Below are 11,355 nucleotides of genomic sequence, written 5' to 3'. Positions count from 1 at the left end.
TCATTTCTGGAGAAATTCGGCCAGCATGCGTGCCACGCCGTTTTGCCAATGGGGCAGAGTCAAGCCAAAAGTGTCTTGCAGCTTGCTGGTATCGAGCCGCGAATTGTGCGGGCGAACCGCCGCTGTCGGAAACGCGCTGGTCGGCACAGGCAGAACGCCATCCGGTCCGACCTTCAGCTCCTGGCCGGCGCTGCGTGCGACCTCGAGAACAAAGCGCGCGTAGCCGTGCCAGCTGGTCTCGCCGCCTGCCACCAGGTGATACAGGCCGCTCAGCTCCGGACGCTGCACGGCAGCGCGGATGGCGTGCGCAGTCACGTCAGCCAGCAAATCGGCGCCGGTCGGGGCGCCGATCTGGTCGTCGATGACCGTCAGCTGATCGCGCTCGCGCGCCAGTCGCAGCATCGTCTTCGCAAAATTGTTACCGCGCGCTGCATACACCCAGCTGGTGCGAAAGATCAGATGGCGGCAGCCGGACTGCGCGATGGCAAGTTCGCCGTCACGCTTGGTCTTGCCGTAGATGCTTAATGGTTGGGTTGCGCTGTCTTCGCGCCAGGGGGCGACGCCGCTACCGTCGAATACGTAGTCGGTCGAATAGTGGATCAGCCATGCACCACTGCGCATGGCGGCCTCGGCCAGCACCGCCGGCGCACCGGCATTGAGAACCCGCGCGAACTCGGGCTCGCTTTCGGCCTTGTCGACCGCAGTGTGCGCGGCGGCATTGACGATCACGTCTGGCGCGACCTGCCGAACCGTTTCGGCAATGCCGGCCAGGTTGCTGAAATCGCCGCAATATTCGCGACTGTCAAAATCGACCGCCACCACTTCGCCCAACGGCGCCAGGCTGCGTTGCAGTTCCCAGCCAACTTGCCCACCCTTGCCGAACAGAAGAATTTTCAAGCAGCACGCTCGGCGTAATTTTTTTCAACCCACTCGCGGTAGGCGCCCGACTGGACGTTGGTGACCCACGCCTGGTTATCCAGATACCACGCGATGGTCTTGCGAATGCCGGTGTCAAACGTCTCGGCCGGTTTCCAGCCGAGTTCCCGTTCGATCTTGCTGGCATCAATGGCATAGCGCCGGTCATGGCCGGGGCGGTCGGTCACATAGGTAATCTGTTCGGCGTAGCTTTTGCCGTCGGCACGGGCGCGCAATTCGTCAAGCAATGCACAGACGGTGTGGACGATGTCGAGGTTGGGCTTTTCATTCCAGCCGCCAACGTTGTACACCTCGCCGATGGTGCCCGCCTCCAGCACGCGGCGAATGGCGCTGCAATGGTCCTTGACGTACAGCCAGTCGCGAATTTGCTGACCGTCGCCGTACACCGGCAAGGCCTTGTCGGCCAGCGCGTTGACGATCATCAACGGGATCAGTTTTTCAGGGAAATGAAAGGGGCCGTAGTTGTTGGAGCAGTTGGTGGTCAGAACCGGGAGGCCATACGTGTGGTGGTAAGCGCGCACCAGATGGTCGCTGGCGGCCTTGCTGGCTGAATAGGGACTGTTGGGTTCGTAGCGATGCGTTTCGGAAAACGCTGGTGCGTCCTTGCCGAGCGAACCATACACTTCGTCGGTAGACACATGCAGCAGGCGGAAGGCGTTCCGGGCATCCCCGTCGAGCTTGCTCCAGTAAGCGCGCACGGCTTCGAGCAACCGGAAGGTGCCGACCACATTGGTCTGGATGAATTCCTCGGGGGCGTGAATGGACCGGTCGACGTGACTTTCTGCAGCAAAATTCAATACAGCGCGCGGCTGATGCGTCTCAAGCAGCTGGGCGAGGAGCGTTGCATCACCGATGTCGCCGTGGACAAAAATATGGCGCGGGTCATTGGCCAGCGCCGCCAGATTTTCGCGGTTGCCCGCGTAGGTGAGCAAATCCAGGTTGACGACCGGCTCATCGGAGTGGGCCAGCCAGTCGAGAACGAAGTTCGCGCCAATGAAACCGGCACCGCCAGTTACTAAAATCATGCCATGTCCCTCAGATGCCCATTTTTTACATACAGGGGCTTTTCGGACGTCTTGCCAGCAACCCTTTGCATGCAACCAGGCTGAAATTGACGGCGCGATCGCGACGGCAATCCTTCAAAAAAGGAGCACCGTCGGGTTGACCGTCAGTATTCAACGCGGTGACATTTTACCCTACTGCAGAAGCGATTTTTCCACATAAGGGCGAATTCATGTAACAGGTGTTGACTGGGCATGATTGTGAACAATGCGGATTATCGGGCCATCCGATCTGCCGTTTGTGCCACCCGCATGCCGAACAGACGGGCGGTCTCCAGATCGCCCTTGGCAGGACCCTCTTCTGGCGACGAATCCGACGGACTTTGCGCCATGGCGCCAGCGAACGAGCCGACATAGTTGATGTCGTCGCGCTGCGCTGCCTTCGAGTTGGCCGGCATCAGGCCGGTTCCGACCCAGATCATGCTGTGCTGCATCGACAGCGTGAACAGGTAATGCAACGTCGACAGCTTGTCGCCATTCATCGTCGCCGAGTTGGTAAAGCCGGCGGCGATCTTGTTTTTCCAGGCTTGCGAAAACCAGGGCTTCGACGAGGCGTCGGCAAACTTCTTGAATTGCCACGACACCGAGCCCATATAGGTCGGGCTGCCGAACACGATCGCGTCAGCGGCGTTCAGGCTCGCCCACTGGTCTTCAGTGATGTTGCCTTCGGCGTCGATGGCAATCAGTTCGGCGCTGGCGTCAGCCGCAATCGCGCCGGCCAGGACGGCTTCAGCCTGTTTTTTGGTGTGGCCGTAGCCGGAATGAAAAATGATGGCGACTTTAGACATGTTCAAAACTCCGTGGAAAGGTGCAGGACAAAAAAATGGCGCAGCAGGTCTATCCCGACACTGCCGCGCCAATGAAAGCGAGGAAAATTAACTGCGACGACGACCGTCAAGACTCCAGCCGCCAGCGCCAAAGGCCATCAGATTGAGCATGCCGCCCATGATCGCCAGATTCTTCAGCAACTGGATCGTTTGCATCTGGGCCTGCGCCGGATTGGCGGAAGGGTTATGAAACAGCAGCGTGACCGGGATCAGAAACAGGAAGACGATCAACGCCACCACGCGCGTCTGGTAGCCGACCATGATCAGCAGACCACCCACCAGCTCCACCAGAATTACCGCATACACCAGCAGGTTGGCCATCGGCACGCCGCCGCTGGTCATGTAGGCGACGGTGCCGTCGATGGCCATCAGCTTGCCGAAGCCCGACACCACGAAGATGACTGCCAGCAGAATGCGGCCGACCAGGGCCAACGGGTTTTGCCATTGTGTGTTCATGAAATTTTCCTTTTTTTAAGTGATGAAACGTAGTTACTGCGGTAAATCGAATACCAGGACCTGCGCCTGCTTGCCATCGGTCAGGGTGATTTGCGTTTCCGCGCCGACACGCACCGCATCGCCGGCGTTGAGCGCAATGCCATTGACGCTGATGGCGCCGGTGGCGACATGCACATACGCCAGCCTGGATGCCTGCAGCGGCAAGGTTGCTGACTCAGCGCCGTCGAACAGGCCGACATACAGCTTCGCATCCTGATGCATCATGACCGAGCCATCGCTGCCGTCGGGACTGGCGATCAAACGCAGACGACCGCGCTTCTCGGCTTCGGAGAAGTGTTTTTCTTCGTAACCGGGAGCGATCCCGCGCACATTCGGCTCAATCCAGATCTGCAGCAAGTGGGTCTGGCGATCCTTGGCATGGTTCGATTCCGAGTGCATCACACCACGACCAGCACTCATGCGCTGTACATCGCCGGGACGAATCACGCTGCCGTTGCCCATGTCATCCTTGTGTGCCAGTTCGCCATCGAGCACATAGGTGATGATTTCCATGTCGCGATGACCGTGCGTGCCGAAACCGGCGCCGGCATCGATGCGGTCTTCATTGATCACGCGCAGCGGGCCGAAACCCATATGGGCCGGATCGTGGTAACCGCCAAAAGAAAAGCTGTGATAAGCATCCAGCCAACCGTGATTTGCATGACCGCGTTCGCCACTTTTGCGTACTTGAAGCATGATTGAATTCCTTTCAGGTGATTGCCGGGCCGTTCGAATCAGTGCAATCCGCTGGCCAGTGACTGCACTATAGAGGCTTGACCGAGCCCGCATAAGGGCTTAATTTCCGACATCTCATTCAAATTCCCTGATGAAGTGGCCCACGCATGAACCTGACCCTCGAAGCCCTGCGCATCCTCGACATGATCGATCGCAAAGGCAGTTTTGCCGCCGCAGCCGTCGCACTGGACCGGGTGCCGTCGTCGCTCACGTACACCGTCCGCAAGCTGGAAGACGATCTCGATGTCCTGCTGTTTGATCGCCGCGGACACCGCGCCAGGCTCACCGACGCCGGGTCGGAATTGCTGATTGAGGGACGGCATTTGCTGCGCGCCGCCGACCAGCTCGAACAACGCGTCAAGCGCACTGCCACGGGCTGGGAAGTCGAGTTACGCATTGTGGTCGACAGCATGGTGCCGTTTGAGTCGATGTTGCCGTTGATTGCCGATTTCAGCCGCGAGGGGTCCGGCACGCGCCTGCGCTTTTCGGAGGAGGTCATGAACGGCACGTGGGAAGCGCTGCTGCACGATCGCGCCGATCTGATCATCGGCGCCACGCAGGACAGTCCGGAAATCATTCGCATGAGTGGCGATTTCCAAACCCGTCCGCTTGGCTCGGTCGAGTGGATGTTCGCGGTGGCACAAGGGCACCCGCTGGCGCATCAAACGGAACCGATCTCGGCAGCCATGCTGCAACAGCATCGCGCCGTGGCCGTGGGCGACAGTGGCCGTGCCCTGGCAGCCATTACCGTCGGGTTACTGAGCGGACAGGACACGTTAACCGTCCCATCGGTGCGCGCCAAGTTGCTGGCCCAGGTCGCCGGGCTGGGATGCGGTCATTTGCCACGATCGCTGGCAGCGCCCTATCTGGCCTCGGGCGCGCTGAACGAGAAGCAGACCACCGAACCGAAGCCGGCGGGACATTGCATGATTGCGTGGCGCAATGCCGCGCGCGGGAAATGCCTGGCCTGGTTTCTCGACCGCCTGGCCCAACCGGCAACGCAACACGCCATGCTGGGTCAGGGGTAGAACACGATGGAAATGCTCAGCGCTTGATCGAACCACCCAGCAACGCCGCCATGCGCGGCTTGGCCTTGCCGGAAGTAGCCGTCGCCGGCTGCGCCCCGGATGGCTCGGCCGGTGCGGTTGCAACGGCAGGCTCGTAGGGCTTGAGGAACCACGGATCGACTTTTTCACGGCGCGGCGCTGGCGCTCGCGTCTGGTCGGTGCGAATCGAATCAGACCGGCCCGATTCTTCGCGCCGCGGACGTGGCGCGCGATCCGGCGCGCTGGACGCCTCGGCCGCATCGCGACGCGGACGCCGTTCGGTGCGCTCCGACGGTGGCGTGAACCCAACCAGTTCCGCCGGCACGAACTTGTGCTTGATCATTTTTTCAATGTCGAGCAGCAGCCGCTCATCTTTTTCGGAGTACAGCGAGATGGCATCGCCGGAGGCGCCGGCACGGCCGGTACGGCCGATGCGATGCACATAATCCTCGGCGTTGTATGGCAAGTCGTAATTGATGACGCACGGCAGGTCGGAGATGTCGAGACCGCGCGCCGCCACATCGGTTGCCACCAGCACATCGATCGCGCCGCTTTTGAAGGCCTCCAGCGCCGTCATGCGCTCGGACTGCGAGCGGTCGCCGTGGATCGCGGTGGCCTTGACGCCGGCCTTCTCAAGCTCGCGCGCCAGACGCGATGCGCCGATCTTGGTATTGGAGAACACCAGTACCTGCTTCAGGGCGCGGTTCAGAATCAGGTGCACCACGACGTCGCGCTTGGCGTCTTCCGCAACCTTGTAGACCACCTGCGTGACGCGATCGGCAGTTTGATTGCTGCGCGCGACTTCAATCGTGACCGGATCATTGAGGAAGCTGCTGGCCAGTTTCTTGATCTCGCCCGAGAACGTGGCCGAAAACATCAGGTTCTGGCGCTTTTTCGGGAGCAAATTGATGATGCGCTGCAAATCGGGCAGAAAGCCCATGTCGAGCATGCGGTCAGCTTCATCCATGACCAGAATCTGCGTTTGCGACAGGTTGATGTTTTTTTGCTGTACGTGATCGAGCAGCCGACCCGGCGTGGCAATCACGATTTCGACGCCAGCGCGCAGGATCACGGTTTGCGGCGTCATGTCCATGCCGCCGAAGACCACGGTCGAACGGATTGGGGTGTGGCGGGAATACGCCTTGACGTTTTCAGCGACCTGATCGGCCAGCTCACGTGTCGGCGTCAGGATCAATGCACGCACCGGATGCCGCGCCGGAGACGCGCTGGAACTCGCATGCGCCAGCAGCAACTGAATGATCGGCAGCGAAAAACCGGCGGTCTTGCCGGTCCCGGTCTGGGCTGCCCCCATCACGTCGCGGCCTTGCAGAACCACCGGAATCGCGGCGGCCTGAATCGGTGTCGGATGTTCGTAGCCCTGATCGGCCAGCGCCCGCAGAATTTCTGCGGACAGTCCGAAGTCCTCGAAGCGGATGGCGGGCGCATCGCTCAAAACTGCGTCAGTGTTGATATCGGTCATGGTGTCTGGTGGGCTTTCCGGGCTTAAAGCACGGCACTGGCGGAGGATCAATCCGGGTGAACGCCCAGTCTTTACTTAGGTAAATGAGGTGGTTGCGCGTCGTGGGGCAGCGTGGCTTTCATTAAGCCTCGCGCATTATACCCCTGTAGCAAAGGCCGGATCAGCCGGAAGATCATTTACCTTCGGAACAATCGGGTGAGCGAGTAGGAAATCAAAAGGGTGATTGTTCCACGCCAGGGGTTTCGCTCATCGACTCCATTTCTGCCGCGCTCACTTGCTCAAAAATCATCTCGTGGGCGATGCACAGGGATTCCAGGCCTGCTTGAACCGTCATCTTCCTCTATGCCAGACTCGCCTTACGCTGCAGCACGCAATAATCTGTGACAGTGTTCTTTGAATGCCCGCACATTACGACAACAATTTCTTTCCCGAAAATTTTTTTGAAATTGGCTATGGCTTGTCCTCGCACTGTGTACAACGTGATCCACCGATCAGGGTTCATTGGCCAAAGTTCTGTGCACGTGCTACGGATAATCCGTGAGGACTCCCTTGCATACTAGTCGGTGGCCGAATCTGCCGACATCATTGATCTGGCGATATAGTCTGATCACAGGCGAATATGCTGATTAATATGGTCAAGCTCCGTGCAGGGCGCGATGGCAATGTCTCGAAATGATTTTTTCTCGGTACTCTTTTTCTTGGCGGTTTGTATTGTCAAGGCCATATGTCCTTCCGGCGCATTTTTCTCCGAGGCAATCCTGATTTCCGCATCCGCCCATTCGATGGGACGCAATCGAGTCGAAAGCGTTGCAATCGCAGAGGATTGTGTTTGTGTTGAGGATTTCTTCCTCAACATTTTCGAGGCCACAAGTTCGTTGATTATTTCATCGAAATATTCGAACTTCACGGATTTTGGCCTGGCCACTTGAAGGTCACTGTTATCTTTTCACTGTAGCCTTCTGGCGTTGGAGGCGAATTTACGCAGATCAGTGCTGCCAATGCTTTGGTTTATTGATTGCGCGGCTGCGCCAATGCATCGGCTTTTTCAATCTCTATGTTGAACGCGTAGATGAAAGTATTTCGATACTTGATCCAGCTGCTCTTCCTAATCTCGGTTGAAGCCATGAAGAATGGTCGGATAATATGTGTTGGATGCATGTCATCTGCTGGAATATCGAATTCTTTCGCATACTTTCTGGTGAGAAGGTCTGCATTGTATATATAATTTTTCGCGCTTGCGTCTGAAATCGATGGCATTTGCTGCGATATTTTTTCTTCGTGCCAGCCATCGACGACATTTTTAGCCTCGTCGGCACTGTTCGCTTCGAGGAAGTATTCCGGATTGAGGTCACGATACGGGAGTGCTGAAATCGTGCTTGTTCGAATTCGCGGTCTTTTTGCGACAGTTTCGGTGCCCTGCATTTTTTCCCATAATTTTTTGCCCTGCCCTGTTTGACTGCCCAGCGGTCCAGTTTTTCCCAGCGCCGGCTTTCCGAATTATGGCCCCGCAAAATACGGAGTTTTTTACGAAGAATTCCGCTTTTGCTACAGGAGGATGGAAAAAAAAGTAGGGTAAAGTTTCCAACATCCTTAAATCACTACCTTGTTGCTGCTGCGTCTGGAATTGCCACAAAGAAAAATAGGATGAACCATCCTGAACGCGGTTTAACCTATAATTTTCGGACTATTTTTTCCAATTTTTAATATTTCTGTTCGTATAAATTCGGTGTATTTAGTCCGTAAATTTGTCGTAAGCTGTTGAAAAATAAAGGAAACTCGCTTGAGAATGATACAAATACAATTTTCCATCATCCTTTATCTTTGAGCAAAAACATCTCGACCCTGCGAAAATTAAATTCATGGTGTAAAAAGCAATTTAACGAGCCCGATCTGGGCCGGCATCATGCGGCAGGCATTTTAGGTCAGGTTTGGGATGCGAAATGGTGGTTTGGCAGCCCGCACTTGGAAAATATTCAGCCGCACAACTGGTAATTCCTACTACGAATATTTTCCAAATCCATGGTTCTTCAGTCTGATAAGCGGTCCAAATCAAAGCTATATAAATCGCTTAACTCATTGATATTAAACGAACATGTAAAATGTTGCAATAAGAGACACTTTCCATCCTCCTCGATAAAACAGCAGAAACATCTTTGTGCTGGGATCGCACAAAAATGGTTGCAAAAAAGCAAGTTAGCACACCAACTAGCCGCTGCGGCGGCTGGGAGTTCGTTTTGCAGCTAATTTTTGATGTACGGAGCTGGTTTAGACAGCATGGGCGCCCGAAGATAGCGTTCGGCGGCAGATAGGAATGCGGGATGATGGTGGATTCCGCCGCATGCCAGGGGTTCAGTCAGGCTGCGATACCGGCTTAACCCTACCACTTGAATACTGCTTGAGAAACTTGGTCAATGCGATTCTAAGAATCAGACACACCAGGCTTTGTTGCGCCAACTAGAACGGTGTTAATCACGTCCATTACCTGGCGACGTACTACCGGATCTTCAAATTTCGGGTCAACCGCCATGCGCCCGTTATCCATTTCGTTGACCTGACCGATCTGACCGCCGATTTACGCCGGATATTTCCTAGACATTTCAGTTTGTTTGCGAAGTTTATTTTCCTTATATCCCTAGTGTTGATGAACGATATCGTCACGATTCTTCCTTTCAATAAGCAAGGTATCTGCGGCCTCAATAGCGATTTGACTTCCAGTAATGCTTTCGAGCTGCATCAACTCGTACGAAATGCGAGTCCAAAATCGATCTGGATTGGACTTTGCCATGTCGATAATATGCGCAGATAACTTGAGAAGTGAGATCGGCCTATTTACTGGTGACTGTGGCACGCCGAGTGAAATTGAAATTTTAGTTTCACTTCGATAAATAAAAATATCAAGTAGGTTTTTCTGCGAACAGGCAATTTTGATAACGCTTTACTCATGGCGATCAACATTTTCTTATTAAGACAATTCATACAATTCTTTATCTGAGACCGGGCCATGCATCGGAATCTTGATTGCATCAAAGCCTGCGGTAGTTAATTCCTTCCCCTGATAACGTCCGGCGATGAGCGGCGCAGAGGGTAAAGCAAAAATTACATTACTTCTAGCTCTACTTAGCATGGGGCCAGCTAGTGCTGCTAATCTCACCTGTGAAGACGCTGTGGGCCTAGCGATTAGGCACTTCAAGCTGAAGGATATGTTTTTCGGTGGCCGCAAATTAGATTCCGACCGGGTCGTCGCGCATGATTGCAAATCGTGGCCAGCGCGGAAAAATACCTTGCTGCTATCTCTGATCCATGTTTTGGCCGATCATCCATCTAGCTTCGACAAGCAGGTTGCGATCGCATTGATTGATGCGAAATCCCACAGAGTTATCGGCAGTTTCGTTGACACACTCCGCCACGACGGAACTATATGCACACCCACCTGGCGCATCGCACTTGATACGGCAAGATACCAACTGGCGCCTGATGTCAGGGCGTTTGGTTACCGCATTACCAATCCTGGATCCTGTCCTTCGTGTAACCAGGCAGACGACAAGTTAACGTTGCTGGTAATGGAACGGGGAAAGCTACGCCCTGTGTTAAGCAGTCTGGCGATGCAAAGGGACAGGACAATAGGCAGTTGCAAGGGATTTGAAACTTCACCGGAGTCCTATATGGAAGTGGGGTTCTTAACACTGGGAGTCGAGGAATCGTCCAGCCATGGTTATGCTGACTTTCTCCTCAAAACAGAAATAGGATATGCAACGACGGGTTCCTGTACTGGCAATCCTGTCTTTCCTCAACCCAAGCCCGCCTATTACAAGTTGCGCTATGACGGTATGCGCTATAAAGCCGATGAGAAAAGTAGACCATGGTGGGTGTTATTGAACTCGCAAACGGAGTGACTAGACTGAATGGTGGTCGACTTGATGAGCTTCCAGCAATTCTTCTTATTTGAAAATAGGGTGGAAAAATTGAGCTGCATTGCTGAACTGCATGACAATCCATTCGACTCGGACGCTGTTCGTTCAGTTAGCTTAGACTTTCAACGACTGCTTTTCGAAAGCGTGACCGACAGCAACGGGTCGATAGCCCCAGTTCGAACGCGTGCAATCGGCCAACAGCAGTTATTCTACTACTTAATTTCCTATAAATTTATGGAAGAGTCGCAGATTACAGAAACGGTAAAGAGATTTAATACGAGCGCAGCTGAACGCGAAGCGGCTTGGGTATAGTTACGCCCGCTGGGCATGGATGTCGTTTCCTTTTTGCTCGAGGCTTACCAAGGAGCGGTGAATGAATAAATTTGGTGACGGTTTGGTCACTCTTCTCGCATTGTTGTTGGGCCTGGGTAGCCTCAATTTGGCCTTTCATGGGTTGATGGATGGCACCATATCTGGTAGCGCGGGGGCCGAGTTTGCTTTTGCCAAGAAGCCTATCAAGTTCATACTGATCGAATTGTTCTGGGTGGGTCTGGCCGGGGTGTTGTTGCTGGCCGCATGGCGCGGGACATGGGGCAAAAGCGTTGATCCGGGTGATCTCGATGAGGACCCCGAACCGATGGACTCCCAACCAATTAGGCGTGGCATCAATACCCGGGCCCATGACGCGATCGCTGACACTGTTCCCATGCCACTTTCAAGCATTGCAGTGCCGCCCAAAGCAGCGTTTTCGCAGCCAAGCTCTGCCCCTTGTGAATTTTCGCCGTTAAGGAGCCATTCCGTAATCGGCGTTAAGGCGCCACAAGATTGTCGGCGTAATGGCGCCACCAGATTTGCGGCGTAATG

The 11,355-nt window shown here is 55.0% G+C and carries 13 protein-coding genes; 4 read left to right on the top strand and 9 right to left on the bottom strand.

Features of this window, described 5'->3' with window-relative positions:
- The 5 genes from rfbD to RCH09_RS08500 all read right to left on the bottom strand — a co-directional run bounded on the left by rfbD (position 1) and on the right by RCH09_RS08500 (position 4,015).
- Complete coding sequence (gene rfbD / locus RCH09_RS08520; RefSeq protein ID WP_326940645.1) at positions 1 to 897, bottom strand: dTDP-4-dehydrorhamnose reductase; 897 nt, start codon at positions 895 to 897, stop codon at positions 1 to 3.
- A complete protein-coding gene (rfbB, locus tag RCH09_RS08515) occupies positions 894 to 1,961 on the bottom strand; it encodes a dTDP-glucose 4,6-dehydratase (protein WP_326940644.1) in 1,068 nt (355 codons plus the stop codon). The genes rfbD and rfbB overlap by 4 nt, the downstream gene beginning before the upstream one ends.
- A 251-nt stretch (positions 1,962 to 2,212) precedes the next feature.
- Positions 2,213 to 2,785: a flavodoxin family protein gene (locus RCH09_RS08510; RefSeq protein ID WP_326940643.1), complete on the bottom strand. Its 573-nt coding sequence runs from the start codon at positions 2,783 to 2,785 to the stop codon at positions 2,213 to 2,215.
- An 87-nt stretch (positions 2,786 to 2,872) separates the two neighbouring features.
- Positions 2,873 to 3,280 (bottom strand): DoxX family protein, encoded by a 408-nt coding sequence (locus RCH09_RS08505; protein ID WP_326940642.1) that lies wholly within the window; start codon positions 3,278 to 3,280, stop codon positions 2,873 to 2,875.
- A 33-nt stretch (positions 3,281 to 3,313) separates the two neighbouring features.
- Complete coding sequence (locus RCH09_RS08500) at positions 3,314 to 4,015, bottom strand: pirin family protein (RefSeq protein ID WP_326940641.1); 702 nt, start codon at positions 4,013 to 4,015, stop codon at positions 3,314 to 3,316.
- A gap of 146 nt (positions 4,016 to 4,161) precedes the next feature.
- Between RCH09_RS08500 and RCH09_RS08495 the strand changes: the two genes are divergently transcribed.
- Entirely contained in the window at positions 4,162 to 5,082 is a 921-nt protein-coding gene (locus RCH09_RS08495; RefSeq protein WP_326940640.1) for a LysR family transcriptional regulator, read from the top strand.
- Positions 5,083 to 5,098: 16 nt separating this feature from the next.
- Here RCH09_RS08495 and RCH09_RS08490 read toward each other — a convergent pair whose 3' ends face one another.
- The 4 genes from RCH09_RS08490 to RCH09_RS08475 all read right to left on the bottom strand — a co-directional run bounded on the left by RCH09_RS08490 (position 5,099) and on the right by RCH09_RS08475 (position 8,002).
- On the bottom strand, positions 5,099 to 6,580 hold the full coding sequence (locus tag RCH09_RS08490; protein WP_326940639.1) for a DEAD/DEAH box helicase: 1,482 nt from the start codon (positions 6,578 to 6,580) through the stop codon (positions 5,099 to 5,101).
- A gap of 211 nt (positions 6,581 to 6,791) precedes the next feature.
- Positions 6,792 to 6,914, bottom strand: coding sequence for a hypothetical protein (locus tag RCH09_RS08485; RefSeq protein WP_326940638.1), 123 nt, complete (start codon positions 6,912 to 6,914; stop codon positions 6,792 to 6,794).
- A 273-nt stretch (positions 6,915 to 7,187) separates the two neighbouring features.
- Positions 7,188 to 7,487 (bottom strand): hypothetical protein, encoded by a 300-nt coding sequence (locus RCH09_RS08480; RefSeq protein ID WP_326940637.1) that lies wholly within the window; start codon positions 7,485 to 7,487, stop codon positions 7,188 to 7,190.
- Positions 7,488 to 7,588: 101 nt separating this feature from the next.
- Positions 7,589 to 8,002 carry a hypothetical protein gene (locus RCH09_RS08475; RefSeq protein WP_326940636.1) on the bottom strand — a complete coding sequence of 138 codons (414 nt, stop codon included), beginning with the start codon at positions 8,000 to 8,002 and terminating at the stop codon, positions 7,589 to 7,591.
- 1,646 nt (positions 8,003 to 9,648) lie between these two features.
- Here RCH09_RS08475 and RCH09_RS08470 point away from each other — a divergent pair.
- The 3 genes from RCH09_RS08470 (at position 9,649) to RCH09_RS08460 (ending at position 11,353) form a co-directional block, all read left to right on the top strand.
- Positions 9,649 to 10,473, top strand: a complete 825-nt coding sequence (locus tag RCH09_RS08470) for a hypothetical protein (RefSeq protein ID WP_326940635.1) — start codon at positions 9,649 to 9,651, stop codon at positions 10,471 to 10,473.
- A gap of 9 nt (positions 10,474 to 10,482) precedes the next feature.
- The gene (locus tag RCH09_RS08465; protein ID WP_326940634.1) at positions 10,483 to 10,803 is read left to right on the top strand and encodes a hypothetical protein; all 321 of its coding nucleotides are present in this window, start codon (positions 10,483 to 10,485) and stop codon (positions 10,801 to 10,803) included.
- A gap of 61 nt (positions 10,804 to 10,864) precedes the next feature.
- Positions 10,865 to 11,353 carry a hypothetical protein gene (locus tag RCH09_RS08460; RefSeq protein ID WP_326940633.1) on the top strand — a complete coding sequence of 163 codons (489 nt, stop codon included), beginning with the start codon at positions 10,865 to 10,867 and terminating at the stop codon, positions 11,351 to 11,353.
- The last annotated feature ends 2 nt before the right edge of the window (positions 11,354 to 11,355 follow it).

The organism is Actimicrobium sp. GrIS 1.19, from assembly GCF_035984655.1.
Taxonomy (GTDB): Bacteria; Pseudomonadota; Gammaproteobacteria; order Burkholderiales; family Burkholderiaceae_D; genus Actimicrobium.
This window is presented reverse-complemented; position numbering and strand designations above follow the sequence as displayed.